Origin of the sequence: Aureimonas jatrophae (assembly GCF_900104035.1) — a bacterium.
Taxonomy (GTDB): Bacteria; Pseudomonadota; Alphaproteobacteria; order Rhizobiales; family Rhizobiaceae; genus Aureimonas; species Aureimonas jatrophae.
On the sequence record NZ_FNIT01000003.1, the window covers coordinates 95,303 to 115,944 of the forward strand.

The 20,642-nt window shown below is 63.8% G+C and carries 23 protein-coding genes; 18 read left to right on the forward strand and 5 right to left on the reverse strand.

The genetic code is table 11. From position 1 onward, the window contains the following. Positions 1-15 precede the first annotated feature (15 nt). Positions 16-1,428 carry a circularly permuted type 2 ATP-grasp protein gene (locus BLQ76_RS08155; RefSeq protein WP_090671697.1) on the reverse strand — a complete coding sequence of 471 codons (1,413 nt, stop codon included), beginning with the start codon at positions 1,426-1,428 and terminating at the stop codon, positions 16-18. A 177-nt stretch (positions 1,429-1,605) separates the two neighbouring features. On the opposite strand from BLQ76_RS08155, the gene BLQ76_RS08160 reads away from it, so the two are divergent. The 9 genes from BLQ76_RS08160 (at position 1,606) to BLQ76_RS08200 (ending at position 10,629) form a co-directional block, all read left to right on the forward strand. Then, the gene (locus BLQ76_RS08160; protein ID WP_090671700.1) at positions 1,606-2,625 is read left to right on the forward strand and encodes a sugar-binding transcriptional regulator; all 1,020 of its coding nucleotides are present in this window, start codon (positions 1,606-1,608) and stop codon (positions 2,623-2,625) included. 125 nt (positions 2,626-2,750) lie between these two features. Further along, positions 2,751-4,070 (forward strand): ABC transporter substrate-binding protein, encoded by a 1,320-nt coding sequence (locus BLQ76_RS08165; RefSeq protein ID WP_090671703.1) that lies wholly within the window; start codon positions 2,751-2,753, stop codon positions 4,068-4,070. Positions 4,071-4,259: 189 nt separating this feature from the next. Then, positions 4,260-5,123: a carbohydrate ABC transporter permease gene (locus BLQ76_RS08170; protein ID WP_090671706.1), complete on the forward strand. Its 864-nt coding sequence runs from the start codon at positions 4,260-4,262 to the stop codon at positions 5,121-5,123. Positions 5,124-5,127: 4 nt separating this feature from the next. Next, on the forward strand, positions 5,128-5,958 hold the full coding sequence (locus BLQ76_RS08175) for a carbohydrate ABC transporter permease (protein WP_090671709.1): 831 nt from the start codon (positions 5,128-5,130) through the stop codon (positions 5,956-5,958). Positions 5,959-5,983: 25 nt separating this feature from the next. Beyond that, positions 5,984-6,985: an ABC transporter ATP-binding protein gene (locus BLQ76_RS08180; protein ID WP_090671712.1), complete on the forward strand. Its 1,002-nt coding sequence runs from the start codon at positions 5,984-5,986 to the stop codon at positions 6,983-6,985. 183 nt (positions 6,986-7,168) lie between these two features. Next, the gene (rfbC, locus tag BLQ76_RS08185) at positions 7,169-7,744 is read left to right on the forward strand and encodes a dTDP-4-dehydrorhamnose 3,5-epimerase (protein WP_090671715.1); all 576 of its coding nucleotides are present in this window, start codon (positions 7,169-7,171) and stop codon (positions 7,742-7,744) included. Next, on the forward strand, positions 7,741-8,811 hold the full coding sequence (gene rfbB / locus BLQ76_RS08190; RefSeq protein WP_090671718.1) for a dTDP-glucose 4,6-dehydratase: 1,071 nt from the start codon (positions 7,741-7,743) through the stop codon (positions 8,809-8,811). The genes rfbC and rfbB overlap by 4 nt, the downstream gene beginning before the upstream one ends. A 4-nt stretch (positions 8,812-8,815) precedes the next feature. Beyond that, positions 8,816-9,700, forward strand: a complete 885-nt coding sequence (rfbD, locus tag BLQ76_RS08195) for a dTDP-4-dehydrorhamnose reductase (RefSeq protein WP_090671720.1) — start codon at positions 8,816-8,818, stop codon at positions 9,698-9,700. Continuing rightward, positions 9,697-10,629 carry a rhamnan synthesis F family protein gene (locus BLQ76_RS08200; protein WP_090671723.1) on the forward strand — a complete coding sequence of 311 codons (933 nt, stop codon included), beginning with the start codon at positions 9,697-9,699 and terminating at the stop codon, positions 10,627-10,629. Before rfbD ends, BLQ76_RS08200 begins: the two co-directional genes overlap by 4 nt. On the opposite strand, the gene BLQ76_RS08205 is transcribed toward BLQ76_RS08200, so the two are convergent. The 3 genes from BLQ76_RS08205 to BLQ76_RS22055 form a co-directional block, all read right to left on the reverse strand. Then, on the reverse strand, positions 10,613-11,788 hold the full coding sequence (locus BLQ76_RS08205) for a DegT/DnrJ/EryC1/StrS family aminotransferase (RefSeq protein ID WP_090671727.1): 1,176 nt from the start codon (positions 11,786-11,788) through the stop codon (positions 10,613-10,615). The genes BLQ76_RS08200 and BLQ76_RS08205 overlap by 17 nt on opposite strands. A gap of 83 nt (positions 11,789-11,871) precedes the next feature. Continuing rightward, positions 11,872-13,038: a glycosyltransferase family 4 protein gene (locus BLQ76_RS08210; RefSeq protein ID WP_090671729.1), complete on the reverse strand. Its 1,167-nt coding sequence runs from the start codon at positions 13,036-13,038 to the stop codon at positions 11,872-11,874. A gap of 90 nt (positions 13,039-13,128) precedes the next feature. Further along, positions 13,129-13,431, reverse strand: a complete 303-nt coding sequence (locus BLQ76_RS22055) for a lysozyme inhibitor LprI family protein (RefSeq protein WP_170842518.1) — start codon at positions 13,429-13,431, stop codon at positions 13,129-13,131. Positions 13,432-13,456: 25 nt separating this feature from the next. On the opposite strand from BLQ76_RS22055, the gene BLQ76_RS22730 reads away from it, so the two are divergent. The 7 genes from BLQ76_RS22730 to BLQ76_RS22060 all read left to right on the forward strand — a co-directional run bounded on the left by BLQ76_RS22730 (position 13,457) and on the right by BLQ76_RS22060 (position 18,240). After that, entirely contained in the window at positions 13,457-14,167 is a 711-nt protein-coding gene (locus BLQ76_RS22730; protein ID WP_342028246.1) for a TspO/MBR family protein, read from the forward strand. Positions 14,168-14,241: 74 nt separating this feature from the next. After that, a complete protein-coding gene (locus tag BLQ76_RS08225; RefSeq protein WP_090671736.1) occupies positions 14,242-15,006 on the forward strand; it encodes an SDR family NAD(P)-dependent oxidoreductase in 765 nt (254 codons plus the stop codon). A 107-nt stretch (positions 15,007-15,113) separates the two neighbouring features. Next, entirely contained in the window at positions 15,114-15,980 is an 867-nt protein-coding gene (purU, locus tag BLQ76_RS08230; RefSeq protein WP_090671739.1) for a formyltetrahydrofolate deformylase, read from the forward strand. Between the two features lie 99 nt (positions 15,981-16,079). Next, positions 16,080-16,820 carry a septum site-determining protein MinC gene (gene minC, locus BLQ76_RS08235; RefSeq protein ID WP_090672644.1) on the forward strand — a complete coding sequence of 247 codons (741 nt, stop codon included), beginning with the start codon at positions 16,080-16,082 and terminating at the stop codon, positions 16,818-16,820. A gap of 78 nt (positions 16,821-16,898) precedes the next feature. Next, positions 16,899-17,717: a septum site-determining protein MinD gene (gene minD / locus BLQ76_RS08240; protein ID WP_090672647.1), complete on the forward strand. Its 819-nt coding sequence runs from the start codon at positions 16,899-16,901 to the stop codon at positions 17,715-17,717. Further along, positions 17,714-17,992 (forward strand): cell division topological specificity factor MinE, encoded by a 279-nt coding sequence (minE, locus tag BLQ76_RS08245; protein ID WP_090671742.1) that lies wholly within the window; start codon positions 17,714-17,716, stop codon positions 17,990-17,992. Before minD ends, minE begins: the two co-directional genes overlap by 4 nt. An 83-nt stretch (positions 17,993-18,075) precedes the next feature. Continuing rightward, positions 18,076-18,240 carry a hypothetical protein gene (locus BLQ76_RS22060; protein WP_170842519.1) on the forward strand — a complete coding sequence of 55 codons (165 nt, stop codon included), beginning with the start codon at positions 18,076-18,078 and terminating at the stop codon, positions 18,238-18,240. 76 nt (positions 18,241-18,316) lie between these two features. Here the strand turns inward: BLQ76_RS22060 and osmF are convergent, their stop codons facing one another. Beyond that, entirely contained in the window at positions 18,317-19,198 is an 882-nt protein-coding gene (osmF, locus tag BLQ76_RS08250; RefSeq protein WP_342028252.1) for a glycine betaine ABC transporter substrate-binding protein OsmF, read from the reverse strand. Between the two features lie 255 nt (positions 19,199-19,453). Here osmF and BLQ76_RS22065 point away from each other — a divergent pair, with 255 nt between their 5' ends. Together BLQ76_RS22065 and BLQ76_RS08255 are read left to right on the forward strand one after the other, a co-directional pair. Further along, positions 19,454-19,630, forward strand: a complete 177-nt coding sequence (locus BLQ76_RS22065; RefSeq protein ID WP_170842520.1) for a hypothetical protein — start codon at positions 19,454-19,456, stop codon at positions 19,628-19,630. 100 nt (positions 19,631-19,730) lie between these two features. Continuing rightward, a complete protein-coding gene (locus BLQ76_RS08255; RefSeq protein ID WP_090671748.1) occupies positions 19,731-20,465 on the forward strand; it encodes a pyridoxine 5'-phosphate synthase in 735 nt (244 codons plus the stop codon). Positions 20,466-20,642 lie beyond the last annotated feature (177 nt).

A 20,642-nucleotide genomic window follows, 5' to 3' on the forward strand; every position in this document is an offset into this window, starting at 1 on the left:
GACGCGTCGGCTGCGTCAGTCCTCGAGCACCCAGGTATCCTTGGTGCCGCCGCCTTGGCTGGAGTTGACCACGAGAGATCCCTGCTTGAGCGCGACGCGCGTCAGGCCGCCGGGAATGATCTTGACGATGTCGCTGACCAGCACGAAGGGGCGTAGATCGACGTGCCGGGGCGCCAGACCCGCCTCGGTCAGGATCGGCACGGTCGAGAGCGCCAGTGTCGGCTGCGCAATGTAGTTGCCGGGGCGCTCGCGGAGCTTGGCGGCGAACGCCTCGCGCTCAGCTTTGGACGCAGCAGGACCGACGAGCATCCCGTAGCCACCCGAACCGTGCACTTCCTTCACGACGAGTTCGTGGAGATTGTCGAGAACGTGCGCCAGACTGTCGGCCTCGGCGCATCGGAACGTCGGCACGTTCTCGAGGATGGCGGGACGGCCCGTGTAGAACTCGACGATCGCCGGCATGTAGGAATAGATCGCCTTGTCGTCGGCAATACCGGTGCCCGGCGCGTTCGCGATGGTGATGCCACCCGACCGATAAACGTCCATGATTCCGGGCACGCCCAACATAGAGTCCGGCCGGAAGGCGAGGGGGTCGAGATAGGCGTCGTCGACCCGGCGGTAGAGGACGTCGATCGGCAGGTAGCCTTCCGTCGTTCGCATCGCGATGCGACCGTCGATCAGCTTGAGGTCCGAGCCCTCGACGAGTTCGACGCCCATCTGGTCCGCCAGGAAAGCGTGCTCATAGTAGGCGGAGTTGTGGATGCCCGGGGTCAGGATCGCGACGCGCGGCGACCCCGAGCACGCGGACGGCGCGACGGCTGACAGCGATCTGCGCAGGTGACCGGGATAGGTTTCGACGGGGCGAACCCGGTTTTGCGCGAAGAGTTCGGGAAACATCTGCATCATCGTTTCCCGGTTCTCGATCATGTAGGACACGCCGGACGGGGTCCGCGCGTTGTCTTCCAGGACGTAGAACTGGTTTTCGGCGGTGCGCACGATGTCGACACCGATGATGTGCGTATAAACGCCGCCCGGAGGTCGGAACCCCACCATTTGCGGCAGGAACGCCTCGTTGTTCTCGATGAGGCGGCTGGGAACGACCCCGGCGCGCACGATCTCCTGATCGTGGTAGATATCGTCGAGAAAGGCGTTCAGCGCCTTGACCCGTTGCTCGATCCCTTCGGCAAGCCGACCCCATTCGGACCCAGAGATGATGCGCGGCACGATGTCGAACGGGATCAGACGCTCCGCGGCCTCCTGCTCGCCGTAGACGTTGAAGGTGATGCCGGTTCGACGGAAGAAGCTTTCGGCCTCCGTTGCCTTCTGGGCCAGGGTTTGTGGGACCTGTTGCGCATACCAGGAGTGGAAGCGGCTATAGGGCGCTCGCACGTCCTTATCGGACACCAGCATCTCGTCGAACCCGCTCAAGCCCCGTCCTTCCAAATTGTTGCCCTGCGGGAATGATGCGCGAATTGACCGTCTTGCCAAGCGTTTTCCGTCGCCTGGACGCTCACGACGCTCGAATCGGTGGACGGGCGAATGCGCGCTTGCATGCGGGTCACTCCCTCGCCCATCTTGCCCGCCCGCAGGGCCGGGGAGGGAACGATGGCCAAAACGAGGGAGGAGCCGGCAAACCGGCTCGATATGGCGGCGCGTGCCGGCTGGCTCTACTATGTCGCCGGCAATACGCAGGACGAGATCGCCGCCAAGCTTGGATTGTCGCGTCAGGCGGCTCAACGGCTGGTCTCCTTGTCCATGTCGTCGGGGCTCGTGCGCGTGCGCATCGAGCATCCGGTCGCCGAGACGCTGGAGCTCGGGCGCTCCTTGGCGGACCGCTTTGGCCTGGATGGCGTGGAGGTCGCTCTGGCCGATCCGTCGAAGCCGTCGCTGGCCGGAATTGCCTCGGCTTGCGCTGCCCGTCTGGAACGCGAGCTGCAGCGCACGGAACCCCTTGTGATCGGCGTCGGGACTGGTCGCAGTCTTCGCTCGGCGGTCGAGCAGATGTCGCCGATGCGCTGTCCGCAGCACCGGATCGTGTCGCTGACCGGCAGCATCGCGCCGGATGGGACGGCGGCCGTCTATAACGTCATCTTCTCTTTGGCGGACAAGATCGAGGCGGCCCATTACCCGATGCCGCTCCCGGTCGTCGCGCCATCGCCGCACGAGCGCACCGTCTTGCGTGAACAAGCGATGCTGCGCTCGCTCCATGAACTGGCTCGATGTCCCGACCTTGCCTTCGTCGGCGTCGGCGAGATGGGTCCTCGTGCCCCGCTCCTGGCCGATCGCTTCATCTCCGCCGAAGAATGCGCCGAGGTGATCGAGCTCGGCGCGGTCGGCGAGATCATCGGCTGGATCTTCGACCGGAATGGGCGCGTCATCGATTGCGCACTGACGCGCCGCGTCCTCAGCGCTCCGCTGCCGTTTCCAGACACAACGCGCGTCGTAGCGGTCGCGGCGGGCGCGTCCAAGGTCGACGCGATTCTGGGAGCGCTTCGTGGTCACCTCGTTGATGAACTCATTACCGACGAGGAGACGGCGCGCCTCCTGTTGGAAGCGGGTTCCGACGCAGACGGAACAGACGCTCCGAAGGGTCTTGCCAAGAAATCCGCGCCGGGAAAGATATAGCGCAGCGGGCCTTGATCACGGCGCGTGCACTGCGGCACGAGAATCGTTTGACAAGACTCCGGCATCGGTGGGAATTTGCCCGGACACCGGGTATTTGCCCGTTACTGGGCTTTGGGAGGCTCTTCATGAACTACCGCGCATGGGTGGCGGGCGCCATCTCCTTCTCAGCGCTGGCGACCGCACCGGCACTGGCGCAGACGACGCTCACGATCGGCACCGTGAACAACAACGACATGATCCGCATGCAGGGTCTGACGTCGGAGTTCACGAAGCAGCACCCCGACATCTCGGTCAACTGGGTGACCCTGGAAGAGAACGTGCTGCGTCAGCGCGTGACCACCGACATCGCGACGAAGGGTGGTCAGTTCGATATCATGACGATCGGCACCTACGAGGTTCCGATTTGGTCGAAGCAGCAGTGGCTGGCACCGCTGAGCAACCTCGGCGCCGAATACAACGCCGACGACCTGCTGCCTCCGATCCGCGCCGCTCTCTCGACCGACGGAACGCTCTACGCCGCTTCGTTCTACGCGGAAAGCGTCATGACGCTGTACCGCAAGGATCTGCTGGAGAAGGCTGGGCTGACGATGCCCGAGAAGCCGACCTGGGACTTCATCTCGCAGGCTGCCGAGAAGATGACCGACAAGAACGCGGGCGTCTACGGCATCTGCCTGCGCGGTAAGCCGGGCTGGGGCGAGAACATGGCGTTCCTCGGCAATATGGCCCGTGAGTTCGGCGCCAACTACTTCGACGCCAACTGGAAGCCGCAGTTCGAGTCGGAAGGCTGGAAGAAGGCCGTCACGCTCTACGTCGATCTGATGACGAAGTACGGCCCTCCGGGCGCGGCCTCGAACGGCTTCAACGAGAACCTGTCGCTGTTCGGGCAGGGCAAGTGCGGCATGTGGATGGATGCCACCGTCGCCGCCTCGTTCGTGACCGACCCGAAGCAGAGCCAGGTTCCCGACAAGGTTGGCTTCGCGCCCGCCCCTTGCGGAACGGACAACTGCCCGAACGAGGGTGCGAACTGGTTGTGGGCTTGGTCGCTCGCGATCCCAGCCTCGTCGCAGAAGAAAGAGGCGGCCGAGACCTTCATCTCCTGGGCGACGTCCAAGGCCTACGCCGACCTCGTCGCGTCCAAGGAGGGCTGGGCCAACGTACCTCCGGGCACGCGGACTTCGCTCTATCAGAACCCGGAATATACCAAGGCTGCGCCGTTCGCCGAGCAGACCCTGGCGGCAATCAACCGCGCCGACCCGTCGATGGGACCTGAGAAGCCCTATGTCGGTCTGCAGTTCGCTGCCATTCCCGAGTTCCAGGGTCTCGGCACTGCCGTCGGCCAGGTGATGGCGGCTGCACTGTCCGGGCAGCAGACGGTCGATCAGGCTCTTGCTGCCGCGCAGGCCCAGGCCACCCGCGAGATGACTCGCGCGGGTTACATCAAGTAGGTTCGGATCCCGTCCCTCCGGGTGCTTTTGTAGGCATCCGGAGGGATCATTCGCGCCGCGTGTCAGCTGACGCGTCGTCCCGTTCCCTTCGTTTCTTCGAGACTGCCAGAACGCGTCGGCTTTCCGGCGCGGGAGTCCCGTTTGACCGCTGCCGGTCCCCTCGGGCCGCCGCCTTTCCGGATCGAGTCCATGGCGACCACCCATACGAAGTCCGCCGCACGTGCCATGATGGCGCCATCCGTCATCGCGCTCTTCATCTGGATGATCGTCCCGCTGGTCCTGACGATCTATTTCTCGACGTTGCGATACGGGTTCTACAATCCCGAGACGCCCTTCGTCGGCTTCGAGAACTACCAGTACTTTCTGACCGACCCGCGCTTCTTCAGCGCGTTCCAGAACACCCTGATCTTGGTTGCCGGCGTTCTGGCGATCACGGTGATCGGCGGCACGCTGATCGCTCTGTTGCTGGATCAGGAGTTCTTCGGTCAGTCACCCGTCCGTCTTTTGGTACTCGCGCCCTTCTTCGTCATGCCGACCGTGGCGGCTCTGGTGTGGAAGAACATGATGATGAACCCGGTCTATGGTGTGATCGGGCAGGGGTTGAATGCGATCGGAATGCCCTCGATCAACTGGCTGACGGACTACCCGCTGCTGTCGATCATCATCATCGTCGCGTGGATCTGGCTTCCCTTCGCGACGCTAATTCTTCTCACGTCGCTGCAATCGCTGTCGGAGGATCAGAAGGAGGCGGCCGAGATGGACGGCGCGAAGCCGCTGTCGATCTTCTTCTACATCACGCTTCCGCATATGAAGCGCGCGATCACAATCGTGATCCTGATCCAGACGATCTTCCTTCTGTCGGTCTACGCCGAAATCTTCGTCACGACCGGTGGCGGTACCTCATCGTCGAACCTGCCGTTCCTGATCGCTTCGATCATCTCGCTGGAAGGCGATGTCGGTACAGCGTCGGCAGGCGGTATCGTCGCGGTCATTCTGGCGAACCTCGTATCGATCGTGCTCGTCCGCTTCGTCGGCAAGAACCTGGAGGCCTGAGCCCATGTCGCGTCGCGTCTCGCCCGGCCGCAAGATCGGTATGACCGTCCTCGCCTGGGCGGTCGGGCTCCTGATCTTCTTTCCGATCCTTTGGACGATCCTGACCTCGTTCAAGACCGAACTCGACGCGATCGCGATCCCGCCGAAGTTCCTGTTCTTCGACTGGACAACCGAGAACTACGTCGCGATCCAGGAGCAGCGGAACTACTTCTCGTTCCTTCTGAACTCGATCTACCTCTCGCTCGGCTCGACGGCGTTGGGTCTTCTCTTCGCGATCCCCGCCGCTTGGGCCATGGCCTTCTCGCCGACGCCCCGCACCAAGGACGTTCTCCTTTGGATGCTGTCGACGAAGATGATGCCGGCGGTCGGCGCCTTGGTGCCGATCACGATCCTGTTCCGGAACTTCGGACTGCTCGACAGCCGCTTCGGCTTGATCGTCATCCTGTTCCTGATCAACCTGCCGATCATGGTCTGGATGCTCTACACCTACTTCAAGGAGATCCCCGGCGAGATCCTGGAGGCGGCGCGTATGGACGGGGCGAACCTGCGCCAGGAGCTCTTTCGTGTCCTGGCGCCGATGGCCGTACCGGGCATCGCATCGACGATCCTTCTCAACGTCATCCTGGCTTGGAACGAGGCCTTCTGGACGCTCCTGCTCACCACCACCAACGCGGCCCCATTGTCGGCCTTCATCGCCTCTTTCTCCAGTCCGCAGGGCAACTTCTACGCAAAGCTCTCCGCCGCCTCGACGCTCGCCATCGCCCCTATTCTCATTATCGGGTGGTTCTCGCAGAAGCAGCTCGTGCGCGGCTTGACCTTCGGCGCCGTGAAATGACCCGTCTCGCAAAGGAAACGCGTACATGAGTGCGATCCAACTCCAGAAGGTGCGCAAGACCTTTGGCGACGCCGTGATCATCCCTGGCATCGACCTCGACATCCGGGACGGCGAATTCGTGGTCTTCGTCGGACCATCCGGCTGCGGAAAGTCGACGCTTCTGCGGCTGATCGCAGGGCTAGAAGACGTGTCGGGCGGCAAGATCGTGATCGACGGCCGCGATGTGACCGAGGCGCCTCCCGCCAAGCGGGGATTGGCCATGGTGTTCCAGTCCTACGCGCTCTATCCGCACATGACCGTTGCGGCCAATATCGGCTTTCCGCTGAAGATGGCGAACATGCCGAAGGACGAAATTGACCGGAAGGTGAAGGCCGCGGCCGCGACGCTCAACCTTACCGACTACCTTCAGCGACGTCCCCGCGAGCTGTCCGGCGGTCAGCGTCAGCGCGTCGCGATCGGCCGCGCGATCGTGCGTGAACCGAAGGGCTTCCTGTTCGATGAGCCCTTGTCGAACCTCGACGCCGCCTTGCGCGTCAACATGCGCCTCGAGCTTTCGGAGCTGCATCAGCAGCTCAAGACGACGATGATCTACGTCACGCACGATCAGGTCGAAGCGATGACCATGGCCGACAAGATCGTCGTGCTGAACCGGGGAAACATCGAACAGGTCGGCTCGCCGCTCGAACTCTACGCTCGTCCGGCCAACCTTTTCGTCGCCGGCTTTATCGGCTCTCCGAAGATGAACTTCCTGAAGGGAGAGTACGCGGCTCGTGCCGGGGCCGCGACCATGGGCATTCGTCCGGAGCACCTGGCGCTCTCCACGTCGGGCGGCGAGCTGCGCGGGACCGCTGGCGTATCCGAGCATCTCGGTTCCGACACATTCGTGCACGTGAAGCTCGACAACGGTGAACAGGTGACCGCCCGCTCACCCGGCGATTTCCGGGTGGGTCATGGAGATACCGTCTTCCTGACGCCGGAGCCCGGACGCCTTCACCGCTTCGACGACAAGGGGCTCAGCGTCCACTGATAGGGGAGGGCTCCAAACAGGAGTTCCTGACATCCGGGAGCGGAGCGTCGACGTAGCCGAAGCGCGGGACGCTTGAGCCCGCCCGTTCCATGCGATAGGCCCTGCGCGGAAACCGCCGGTCCGGGCCAGCAAGTCCGGTCGGCATCGCGCGGCTTGTCCGCTCATCCCGAGGTATTGCGACGAATGCTGGACGTACGGCAGCTGGACATTCCAGAGGTTCTCGAGATCAAGCCACGCAAGTTCGGGGATGATCGCGGCTTCTTCTCCGAGACCTTCAACCGGGACCGGCTGCGTGACAACGGCATCGATCTCGACTGGATGCAGGACAACCAGTCCTACTCCGCCGAGGCGGGCACGCTGCGCGGTCTTCACTACCAGGAACCGCCCTTCGCGCAGGACAAGCTCGTGCGAGTGTTGCGTGGGCGGATACTCGACGTCGCCGTCGATATCCGCAACGGCTCGCCCAGCTTCGGCCAATGGGTCTCGCTCGAACTGTCGGCGGACCTGTTCAATCAGATCCTGGTGCCGAAGGGTTTCGCGCACGGCTTCCTGACGCTCGAGCCGGACACCGAAGTCTTCTACAAGGTGACGGCGCGCTATAGTGGCGAACACGACCGGTCAATCCGGTTCGATGACCCGGCGATCGGTATCGACTGGCCGCTCGGTGGCCGCCAACCGGTCCTTTCAGCCAAGGACGCCGCCGCGCCGACGCTGGAGGAGGCCGAGACGCCCTTCACCTTCGAGGAGGCCAGCCGATGAAGATCCTCGTCACCGGCGGCGCCGGCTTCATCGGGTCCGCGGTCTGTCGCCACCTGATCGCCGATACCGACCATTCGGTCGTCAACCTCGACAAGCTGACCTACGCGGCGACGCTTGGCTCGGTGGCTCCGATCGAGGAGAACCCGCGCTATCGGTTTGCGCGCGGGGACATTCTCGACCGGCGTTTCGTCTCCGAGTTGCTGGACGCAGAGAAGCCGGACGCCGTGATGCATCTCGCGGCCGAGAGCCACGTCGACCGGTCGATCGACGGTCCGGGCGACTTCATCCAGACCAATATCGTCGGTACCTACGAGCTTCTGGAATCCGTGCGCGCCTATTGGGCGAAGCTTCCGGACAGCCGGAAGGCGAATTTCCGCTTCCATCACATCTCGACCGACGAGGTATACGGCGACCTGCCGCTCGACGACAGCCTCTTCACCGAGGACACGCCCTACGCTCCGTCCTCGCCCTACTCGGCGTCGAAGGCCGCGTCCGATCATCTCGCGATGGCCTGGTTCCACACCTACCATCTGCCGGTCGTCCTCTCGAACTGCTCCAACAACTACGGCCCGTTCCACTTCCCCGAAAAGCTCATCCCGCTGATGATCCTCAACGGCCTGGAAGGTCGCCGCTTGCCGGTCTACGGACGCGGCGAGAACGTCCGCGACTGGCTGTATGTCGGCGACCATGCCAAGGCGCTGGCGCTCGTCGCCACCAAGGGCGTACCCGGACGATCCTACAACATCGGCGGGCGCAACGAGCGCTCGAACCTGACCGTCGTCGAAACGATCTGCGACACTCTCGATCGCCTCGCGCCACCGCTCAATACCGGTCCGCGCCGCCAGCTCATCGACTTCGTGACGGACCGTCCCGGGCATGACCTGCGGTACGCGATCGACGCCACCCGCATCGAGACCGAGCTGGGTTGGCGCGCGGAAGAGACGTTCGATACGGGCTTGGAGAAGACGATCCGCTGGTATCTCGACAACGAGAGCTGGTGGCGTCCGATCCGTGAGAAGCGCTATTCCGGAGAGCGGCTCGGCTCGAAGACGGCGGAAAAGGTCTGACCCGATGCGCATTCTGGTCACCGGGCGCGAGGGACAGGTCGCTCAGGCGCTGGTCGCCTTGAATGGGAACAGCGCCGAGGTCGTCGCTGTCGGACGGCCCGATCTCGACATCACGCAGGCGCAGTCCGTCCGCGGTATCGTGGCGGAGCTGAAGCCCGATATCGTGGTCAACGCCGCTGCCTATACGGCCGTGGACCGAGCCGAGAGCGACGAGGCCTTGGCCTTCCTGGTGAACCGGGACGGCGCGCGCAACGTCGCAACCGTCGCTGTTGAGTATGGCCTTCCGGTCATCCACATCTCGACCGACTACGTGTTCGATGGCCTCGGCATGGAACGTTACCGGGAGGACGATCCGACCGGCCCGCAAGGGGTTTACGGCCGGTCGAAGCTCGAGGGTGAGCGCGCGGTTGCCGCGGCCAACCCCGCTCATGCGATCCTGCGCACCGCGTGGGTGTACGGACCGTTCGGGCAAAACTTCCTGAAGACGATGCTACGACTGGCCGGCGACCGCGATGTCGTCCGTGTGGTTGGGGATCAGCACGGGACGCCGACCTACGCTCCCGATATCGCCGAGGGCATCCTGGCGGTCGCGCATCGGCTCCAAGCCCGAGATCCGAACGCGCAGGGAATCTTTCATATGGTCGCGGACGGAGAGACGACGTGGGCGGGGTTCGCTGAAGAGATCTTCGCTCGCTCCGCCGAGCGGGGCGGTCCGTCGGCGCAAGTCGAACCGATCAGCACCCGCGAGTATCCCACACCTGCCAAGCGGCCGGCCAACTCGCGGCTCGACACGGCTCGCTTCGTCCGTGATATCGGGCACCGGTTGCCGGACTGGCGCTCGGGGGTCGTTCGCTGCCTTGATGCCTTGGAGAGAGCGTCCGCACGATGACGGACCCCGGCGTGCCGGTCGTCATCGTCCACGTTCATTACGCGGACGTCTGGGCGGACATGGCGCGCGAGATCGCGACCGCCTTCGATCGACCATTCGGTCTCGTCATCACATGCCGCGATGATGGCATCGCGCTGGCCGAGGTTCGGTCGCCTCATCTGGTTTTTGCGCGTCGGCTCCGCACGGAAAATCGTGGTCGCGATGTTCTGCCGTTCCTGCACGCTTTACGTGAGATGGGCGATGGTTTCGAACTCGGACTGAAGCTCCATACCAAGCGTTCCAAACACCGGGCCGACGGTGAGGACTGGCGTCGGTACATGATGGACTCGCTTCTCGGCGGCGAGGGGGGCACGCCAGCCGCGCTGCGCCTGATGGAGCGTGACCATGAGTTGGGCCTGGTTGCACCGCTGGCGCATCTATTGCCGTTGGAAGGCCGGATCGCCCTCAACCGGCGTGCCATGCGCCGCGTTGCCGACCGGATGGATATCCCGCTCGACTTCGAGGAACTGACCCGGAAACGCTTCGCTGCCGGCTCCATGTTCTGGTTTCGGCGCAAGGCGTTGCGTCCCTTTGCTAAAACCGTACTCGACGACCTTTTTCCCAAGGAGAAGGGTCAGCTTGATGGAACGGCAGCCCATGCGGTGGAGAGGCTTTTCGCGCTCGTCTGCGAGCGCTCAGGCTACTGGGTTACGGCCGCCGAGGCTCTTCCGGATCTGCTGGCAGCTCCGCAGCTCGACGCGGCAACTCGGACGGCGCTCACCGAATCAGCGGTTGCCAGAACGTCCAACCCTTTCGCACTGCCGATCAGCCGCTTCTGGGGACGGCACCCCTACCTTCTCCTGGCGGCGCACCATGCCTATGTGCGGACACCGCGGCCCGTCTGGCGCATTGCGCGCCAGCTCCTTCGACGCTTTACGCTCGACCGCTGATCGGCGTCTCAGCCACCGCGCGGTTGAGGACGTCGAGCGACTCACGAACTGCATCGATGATGCGATCCTGTGTGGCTTCGTCGAGATACGCGTGCATCGGCAGGCTGACGACGTCCCGGCACAAAGCCTCCGTCACCGGCAGCCCGTTGCCGCCGACCGGCCAATGACGGTAGGCCGTCTGCTGATGCAGGCCCTTGCCGTAGTAGATGACGGTGGGAACGCCGCGTTCTCGCATCGCAACTGTGAACGTGTCGCGTTGGCCGCCCGGAATGCGGACGGTGTACTGCGCCCACGTCGAAACGACGTTGTCATCGATCGTCTGTGGCAGGACGAGCCCATCCAGACGCTCGTGGTAGCGCCGGGCGATACGTGTGCGGGCTTCGATCTCGTCCGGGAAAATCGCGAGCTTCTCGACCAGTACGGCTGCCTGGAACGTATCGAGCCGTGCCGTCAGACCCAGACGCACGTTGTCGTACTTGTCGGTGCCCTGACCATGAATGCGAATCGATCGCAGGATCGCGGCAAGGTCGGCGTCGTCGGTCTGCATCGCTCCGCCGTCACCCCAGCAGCCCAGCGGCTTCGCCGGATAAAAACTGGTGGCGACCACATCGGCGAAGGCGCCGGCCTGCCGACCATCGCGTGTCGAACCGAAACCCTGGGCCGCATCCGAAATCAACTTCAGCCCGAACTCATCCGCGACGGCCCGGATCGGTGCATAGTCCGCGATTTGTCCGAACAGGTCGACGGCGATGATGGCCCGCGGCACAAGCTCGCCACGCCGCACGATCTCTTCGACACTTTGGCGAAGATGGGCGGGATCGAGGTTGAAGGTCCCGGGCAGGACATCGACAAAGACAGGCGTCGCACCGACGAGACCCACGACCTCCGCGGTCGCCGCGAAGGTGAAGCTCGGCACGAAGACCGCGTCGCCCGCGCCGATGCCCCAAGCCATGAGCGGCATGACAAGTGCGTCCGTGCCCGAGCCGCAGGTGACGGTCTCGCGCGCGCCCGTGAACACGCCGAGCGCCGACTCGAGCTCAGCCACATCGGGACCCATGATGAAGGCGCCCTGATCCATGATTCGCCCAAGCCGCGCCTCGACGGCGGGACGCACGCGGTCGCGCTGCGTAGCAAGATCGATGAACGGGATCGGGGTCATGGGCGGAGGCTCCGGACGCGGCAGTTTCGGCAAGGGCTATCGGTTTCGGGTGCGAAAGCAACCCGTTGCCGTTACCGGGCCGTTCACGATTGGCGCGTTGTCCGCCAGTCTTCGTGAGCGTCCAGCCGATCCTCGAGCAGTTCCTTGTAGAGCACTGAGAGCGCCGCCATGACGTCTCGCTCGGTGTATCCATCTCGAACGCGCTCGGCCGCAGCGGCGCCCATCCGGTGGACGAGTTCCCGTGAGGCCGCCAACCGCTCGATGGCGGCCGCCAGTCCCTCGATGTCGTCCACCGGACGAACGAAGCCGTCGAGGCCATCGCGTACGAACGAGCGACAGCCGGGAACATCGGTGGTCAGGTTGAGCCGACCGCATGCCGCGGACTCGAGCAGCGTGCGCGGAAGGCCCTCGCCGCCGCGAGAGGGCAGGATCGCCGCGTCGTGCGTTGCCCAGACCGAGACGACATCGCGCGTTGCGCCATGAAAGCGAACGCCGGGGCGTCGGCCCCACTCCTCAAGCGTCGTTTGGGCGATCGAGCGTGGATTGGAGGGATCAGGCGCCCCGTAGAGGTCGAGTTCGACGTCGACTCCCTTCCGACGTGCGAGCGATACGGCCTCAACCGCGGTATCGACGCCTTTCGACCAAAGCATGCGCGAAACCAGCGCAAGGCGAAGCGGCCCGTCGCCCAGCGGCGACTGAACGGGCAGGGCATCCGGGTCTATGCCCGCCCCACCGACGAAACGGCAGTTCTTGTCTGCTGGGTCGAAACCCAGCACGAGAGGGTCATCACGATTCTCGAATAGGAAGACCGTTCGCGACGATCTCAACGGGCCACGCAACAAGGTCCGGAGTATCAAACGGCCGAGCCTTCCCTTCGCGTCGCGTCGAGCCCCGATGAGGCCCAGGCCCGTCGGTGCGAAGACGCGGCGCTCGATGCCCGCCGCGCGAGCCGCCGCGCCGCCTGTCAGGATCGACTTCAACGCGATGCAATGCACGAGATCGGGCTTTTCGGTCACCAGGACGTTGCGCATGGTGCGAACGGTGCGAAGCAAGGCGTGAGGGTTGAGACTTCGTCGCTCCGCTTCCACCGCCCGAACACGAGCGCCGGTTGCCTCGATGATCGCGGCATGGTCCCGAACACGCGTCACGACCATGACATCCAGCCCCATCTCGCGCGCAGCGCGTGCCATGGGCAGGAAGTGCGAGGCGAAGAACCAGTCCTCGGTGACGACAAAGGCAATCTTGGGCATGGTGGCGTGTATCGATGCTGACGCGTGACCCCGCAAGGGTCTTGTCGCGCCAGCGGTCTCTGCCTCACACGCGAGGTGAGGCTGTCCTCCTCAACCTGCTGTTTCCGCGAGCTCGATGGCCCGCGTTCCGGTTAGGTCGCGTTGGCAGATCAGCGTGGCCGACGTCCGGATCGTGCCGTCCTTCCAGTAGGCGAAAACGCGGTCGCACTCGGCATCGCGATAGGCGATCCAAGCGCGCTGAGCGCTCTTGAGCGTGGAAACGATGTCGGTTTCGTAGTTGGCGGAGAGTTCGCGATCCTTCTCTTCAGCTGCCTTCAGGGCAGCCTGATAGTTGCGGTTGAGGATCGTGTCCCACGCCGCTCGTTCGGTCTCGAGACAGGCGTCGGTCGCCATCGTGGACACCGCGCCCGGAAGCGCCATGCAGCTCTCCGTTGCCTTGCCAAGGCAGCTCCGCGGCTCGTCACCAGCTGCCGCGATGCAGCTTTCGACGCTCCGCAACGTCTCGGCTTCGCTGGGACCGAAGTCCTGCGCAACGGCGAGCGGGCTCAAACCAAGTAGGACGAGAAGGGAGAGGAATGCGACGCGCGTCGCCATGGCGGGTTGGTTCCTTCGTAGAGCCGGACTAAACGAACGGAACGCTATCCTTCCGTTTGGTCGGGGACAATCTGCCGTGTCGCTTCTTGCGTTCCTTGTTTTATCGGCGGCCGTCGCCTCGACCGGCATCATCTTCAAACCGGGTGTCTGGTATCGGGGTCTGAAGAAGCCTGCCTGGACACCGCCGAACCGCGCGTTCCCGATCGTCTGGTCGATCCTCTACATCCTGATCGCGATCAGTGGGTGGCTCGTCTGGCGACAGCAGGGGTTGAGCTGGCCGTTTCTGATCTTCGCTGCGCAACTCGTCGCTAATCTCCTGTGGTCCTGGCTCTTCTTCGGACGGCGTCGCCCGGACCTGGCGTTCGCAGATATCGTCGTGCTCTGGATCTTGGTGGCCGCCAACATTGCGGCATTCGCCCCGATCAGCGCGACGGCAGCCTGGTTGCTCGTGCCGTATCTCGTTTGGGTGAGCGTTGCGGTGGCGCTCAATCTTTCGGTATGGCGCCTCAATCGAGATCGCGGGGTCTTCGCCTGACCGCGCCGCTTGACGCCTCTGGTCGCGTCCGTCACACCCCCGGCGCCGCGCACGGCGCGAAAGGGAACCCCGACATGAGCTTTGCCATCTACCCGAGCCTTGAGGGACGTTCCGTGTTCGTCACCGGCGGTGCGTCGGGGATCGGTGCCGACATCGTCCGCGCGTTTGCCGCGCAAGGCTCGCGCGTCGGCTTTGTTGATCTGGACGAAGCCCGGGCCACGGCACTCGTCAATGAAATCGAGGCGACCGGGAAGGGCATGGTCGCCTTCGAGCCTTGCGACCTGCGCGATATCGACGCCTTGCGCGATGCCCTCGGTCGGTTGCGTGAGCGCGTGGGACCGGCCGATGTTCTCGTCAACAACGCCGCCCGTGACGATCGCCACGGATGGCAGGACGTCACGCCCGACTACTACGATGAGCGCATCGCCACGAATCTGAGACACATGTTCTTCGCGACCCAAGCGGTTGCCCCGGACATGATCGCCCGTAACCGCGGCTCGATCGTCAATCTCGGTTCGAACTCCTGGTGGGAGGCCGGCGGCGGTATGCCCGTCTACACGACGGCCAAGGCGGCCGTTCACGGCATGACGCGCTCGTTCGCACGCGATCTCGGACCGCATCGTATCCGCGTTAACACCGTGGTGCCGGGTTGGGTGATGACCGAGCGACAGAAGGAGCTTTGGGTAACGCCCGAAGCTCTCGACCGGACATTGGCTCGCCAGTGCATTCCAGTACCGATCGAGCCTGTGTATCTCGCGCGGATGGTTCTGTTCCTGGCGTCCGACGATGCCGCCATGTGCACGGCCAACAACTACATGGTGGAAGCGGGCTCGATCTGACCGCGGTCGGCCTTCTCCCGGCTGCTGTCGTGTCTTCGCTACCGGACACCGCACCGATCCGCTAAGGCGAACCGTTCGTTCCGCCTTAGCCAGGGAGCCGCACGCCCGTGCCCACGCCCGAAGACTTCATTCTATCCCTGTCATGCCCGAACCGTCCGGGTATCGTCGCGGCCGTATCACGGCACCTGTTCGACAACGGGGCCGACATTCGTGAGGCGGCTCAGTTCGATGATCCCGAGACGGGACGCTTCTTCATGCGCGTGCGCTTTGCCATCGTTCAGGCGGTGGTGACGGTGGATAGTCTGACCAAGGGCTTCGAAACCATCGCAGACCGTTTCGGGATGGATTGGCGTGTCTCATCGAGCGCGAAACGGCAGAAGGTGCTGATTCTCGTCTCACGCTTCGATCATTGCCTGGCCGATCTTCTCTACCGGTGGCGGATCGGCGAGTTGGCCATGGACATCGTCGGCATCGCGGCGAACTACCCGCGCGAGACCTACGGGCACCACGATTTCGACGGCATCCCCTTTCATTACCTTCCGGTGACGCGCGACACGAAGCGTGAGCAGGAGGCCCGCATTCTCGCGATCGTCGAGGAAACGGGTGCCGACCTCGTCGTTCTCGCTCGTTACATGCAGATTCTGTCGGACGAGATGTCCGCGGCACTGTCGGGTCGCTGCATCAATATCCACCATTCCTTCCTGCCGGGCTTCAAGGGTGCCAAGCCCTATCACCAGGCCCATCTGCGAGGCGTGAAGTTGATTGGCGCAACCGCTCACTATGTCACGGCCGATCTCGATGAGGGGCCGATCATTGAGCAGGATGTCGAGCGCATCTCGCATCAGGATGCGCCCGACGACCTCGTCCGCAAGGGGCGCGATATCGAACGACGGGTCCTGTCGCGAGCGATCGCATGGCATCTCGATAATCGCGTTATCCTGAACGGCGACAAGACCGTCGTCTTCCGCGACTGATCCGCAACGGTTCCCTTTCGGCGCCCACCATCGGGTACGAATTAACCCTCGGTTAAGCCTGAGGGTGTTCAGTCGGTCATCAACGAAGCCTTAACGATGATGACCGAAACCTTAACCTCCCGTAAAGCGGTCCGCCTGCGTGGTCGCTCCTTCCTGGCTCTGGTGCTGTCGCCGGAACTTCCGTTCCGCGACTGGCTGGCCCAGCTGGACGATCTCGCGCGGCGATCCACCGGCTTCTTCCTAGGCCGTCCGATCGTTCTGGACGTGAGCGGCCTACCGATCACCCGTGAGCAGCTGGCTGATCTGCTGGCTGAACTTACGAAGCGGAACGTCCGCGTCATGGGCATCGAAGGTGCCCTGCCGTCGATCCTCGGACCCGGCATGCCGCCTGAGATGAAGGGCGGGCGCAACGCACCCGACATCGAGGTACCGGAAGCGAACGCCGCGCCAGCAGCCGCGAAGCCTGCAACCGACACCGTACAGGCGCGCTTTGCGATGCCGGCGCCGACGCCCTCGCTGCTGATCGAGACACCTGTCCGCTCCGGTCAGTCGATCATCTTCCCGGAAGGCGATGTCACGATTCTCGGCTCGATCTCGTCGGGCGCCGAGGTGATCGCTGGGGGCTCGATCCATGTGTACGGCGCCCTGCGTGGGCGCGCGCTCGCCGGATCCAGCGGCAACGAGAACGCGCGCATCTTCTGCCGCAAGCTTGAGGCCGAACTCATCGCCATCGACGGTCTCTACAAGACCGCCGAGGACATCGATCCCAAGGTTTTCGGACAGCCGGTGCACGCCTGGCTGGACGACACCGTTCTGAAGACCGTGGTCCTGCCCGCATGATGCGGCGGAGGATACGCGGCGTGCAACTCAGGCAGCCCGAGCGTCTGGGCCTCGACAACAAGGGAAGGAATGGCCTCCATGGCTGAAGTGATGGTTGTGACATCGGGCAAGGGAGGCGTCGGCAAGACGACCTCGACCGCAGCATTGGGTGCGGCGTTGGCCCAGGCCGGCCAGAAGGTCGTCGTGGTCGACTTTGACGTCGGACTGCGCAATCTCGACCTCGTCATGGGTGCCGAGCGTCGCGTCGTGTATGACCTCATCAACGTCGTGCAGGGCGATGCCAATCTGAATCAGGCGCTGATCCGCGACAAGCGCGTCGACACGCTGTGCCTGCTGCCGGCCTCCCAGACCCGCGACAAGGACAACCTCACGCAGGACGGCGTCGACCGTGTGATGGATCAACTCCGCGCGCAGTTCGACTGGGTCATCTGCGACAGCCCGGCCGGGATCGAGCGCGGTGCGACTCTCGCCATGCGCCACGCCGATCTCGCGGTTGTCGTCACCAACCCGGAGGTCTCCTCCGTGCGCGACTCGGACCGCATCATCGGCCTGCTCGACTCGAAGACTCTGCGTGCCGAAAGCGGCAACCGTATCGAGAAGCACCTGCTTCTCACACGCTACGACGCCGCGCGGGCCGAGCGTGGCGACATGCTGAAGATCGACGACGTTCTCGAGATCCTGTCGATCCCGCTGCTCGGGATCGTCCCGGAGAGCCCGGAAGTGCTGCGCGCGTCGAACCTGGGGACGCCGGTGACCCTGAGCGACGCGCAGAGCGCGCCCGCACGTGCCTATGCCGACGCAGCCCGCCGTCTGATGGGTCAGACCATTCCGATGACCGTGCCGGCCGATCGCAGCAAGGGACTCCTTAACAAGTTCTTCGGCCGGAGGGCTGCATGAACCTTTTCAACCTTTTCCAGAAGCGGTCCGCCGCTTCGTCCAGTGCGCCGGCAGCGCGCGAACGCCTTCAGGTACTGCTCGCCCATGAACGAGCGGAGATCGGTCAGGCGGATCTCGTATCGGTCCTGCGCGAGGAGATCCTCGCGGTCATCGCCAAGCACGTTCCCGTGAATCGGGACAAGGTGAAGGTGAAGATGGATCGCGGCGATCAGATCTCGATGCTCGAGGTCGATATCGAGCTGCCGCAGATCGCAGGCGCGGCTCTCGCCCATTAGCCATCGGCGGCGTCTTGACGCCGCCGTCGTCGTGCCGCTTGGGCGATCTCCCACCCGGCGGCGCCTTTCCCAAGGAGAAGCATATGAGCCGAGCCGAACTCCTGGTCCGCCTTCAGCGCGTGCAGGACATGCCGCAGATGCAGGGTCGCAACATTCGCTCCGTCGCGGCCATCCTGTCGATCGACGCGCTTCAGAAGCATGTCGAAGTCTGCGAGGCGCAAGCCGAGAAGGCGGCCCTCAAGCAGTAGGAAACCCAGACCCCGTGAGAAGGGCCGCCGCTTCCCGGCAGGAAGCGGCGGCCCTTTTTGATGAAGCGTCGACGCTTTAGCGCAAAAGGTTGTTGCTGGTCAGGAAGTCCTCCGCGACCGCCCGCGCGGGTTCACCGCCCACCTGCACGCGACCGTTCAGATCTTGCAGCGTTTCAAGATCCAGCTTCTCGAAGATCGGCTTCAAGACGTCGGCGATCTTCGGGTTGGCCTGCAGAACCGCTTCGCGCACGATCGGGGTCGGCTGGTAGATCGGCTGAACGTTCTTGTCGTCATCGAGGACCTTAAGGCCGGATGGCGCGATGCCGCCGTCGGTCCCATAGACCATAGCGGTGTTGACACCGCTCGTTCCTTGCGCCGCCGCAGCGATGGTCGCCGCCGTGTCGCCGCCTGACAGCGTCAGCAGCTGCTCGGGCTTCAGCGTGAACTGGTAGGTCGTCTGGAATGCGGGCAGAGCGGAGGGCGAGTTGACGAACTCGGCTGAGGCAGCGAGCTTGGCGTCGCCCCCACCTGCGACCCAGCGCCCGAAATCGCTCAGCGACGTCAGCTTGTTCGCTGTCGCGACGTCGTCGCGAACCGCCATGCCCCAGGTGTTGTTGGCGCTTGCGGGCGTCAACCAGACGATCTTGTTGGCCTCGTAGTCGAGCTTCTTGGCTTCTTCATAAGCGGCCGCCGCGTCCTTCCAGATCGGAGCGTCCGCCTTGTTGAAAAAGAATGCCGCGTTGCCCGTGTACTCGGGATAGATATCGATTTCACCGGCCGTGATCGCCTGACGCATCACGGGCGTGCCGCCGAGTTGCAGGCGGTCCGTTGTCTCGATTCCGGCGTTCTGGAGGGCCAGCAACATGATGTTGCCGATGACGCCGCCTTCCGTATCAATCTTCGAGGAAACGACCACAGGCGCCGCGAATGCGGACCCAGCGAGCAGGACGCCCGTCAGGGCGGCTGAGAGGAAGGTTGGCAAACGCGGCACGAGCGATCTCCTGAGATTGAATCGACGCTATGATGTCGATCCAGAGGCGGCAATCCTGCGTTAATCCACTAATTTCGCAAGGCGTTTTTGCCGATTCGACGCGTGCGGCGACAGGACGTGGAAGGCGAAACGTCGAATTCGTTAAATTTCTTTGAACTTCAAGGGAACCAACTTCACGTTCGTTCGTATCACGAGCTTGCGGCAACAAGCTGGGGGACGGTGATGACCGCTTCCGAAATCGTGACGGCCTTCGAGGCTGGCTTCATCACGGAAAACGAGGCTACGGAGCAGGGGATGGTGGAGACGCTCGACGATCTCTACTCGCGTCTCTCGCGCGAGCGGACCTACCGTTCGCATGCCTCCAGCCGACATGGCGATCTGCAGCGCCGCCACGGCTAGGTTTCACGGCAGGGTCGCGTTGCTGGCGGCTTGATCGAGCGCGGCGTTACTCATAACCACGGCATCAGGAATTTCCTCCCGTGCCGGATTGTGGGCCTGTATGACCGTCTTGTCCGTCAATGTGAATGCGGTGGCGATGCTGCGCAATCGTCGCGATTTGCCATGGCCCGACCTCACCCATATCGGTCGCCTTGCCTTGCAGGCAGGGGCTGGAGGACTGACGGTTCATCCTCGGCCTGATCAGCGTCACGTGCGTTTCACGGACCTTCCGATGCTGCGCGAACTCATCGACGAGTTTCCGGGCGCGGAGTTCAACATCGAAGGTTATCCGACCGAGCAGTTCCTGCTGTTGTGCGAGGATGCGCGGGCGGATCAGGTCACGCTGGTCCCGGACGATCCATCGCAGGCCACATCGGATCACGGCTGGGATTTTGCAGCGTCGCGTTCCTTGCTGGCGCCGATCATTGATCGCCTGCGTGCTCGAGGCATCCGAGTTTCGCTGTTCGCTGATCCTTCGCCCATCGGCCTTGATCTGATCGCGGATTTGGGAGCTGAGCGGATCGAGCTTTATACCGGCCCGTACGGCGCGACCTATGCGAATGCCGAGGCGCGACGTCGCGAGCTCGAGCGGCTTCGCGAAACCGCCGAACGGGCGTTCGCGCTCGGACTGGATACGAACGCTGGCCACGACCTGACTGTCGAAAATCTGCCCGCTTTGAAGCAGGCCGTGCCGCGTCTCGCAGAAGTCTCGATAGGCCACGCCTTGACGGCCGACGCGCTGGAGTTCGGCATGGAGGAGACGGTTCGTCGCTTCCACGCGGCCTTGGCGTCGTGACCCAAGCTCGACGCCTGCATGTCACCGTCGTCGGCGACGGGCGGGGGATTGAGAGCGCCCTTGACGCCTGTGTCGTGGTACCAGCCTCCGAGGTAAACGAGGACCGTACGGCTGATTGCGTCATCCTCCTCTCGCCGACGCTCCCGGACATCGCGGCAGCGCGGCGGCTGGCATCGT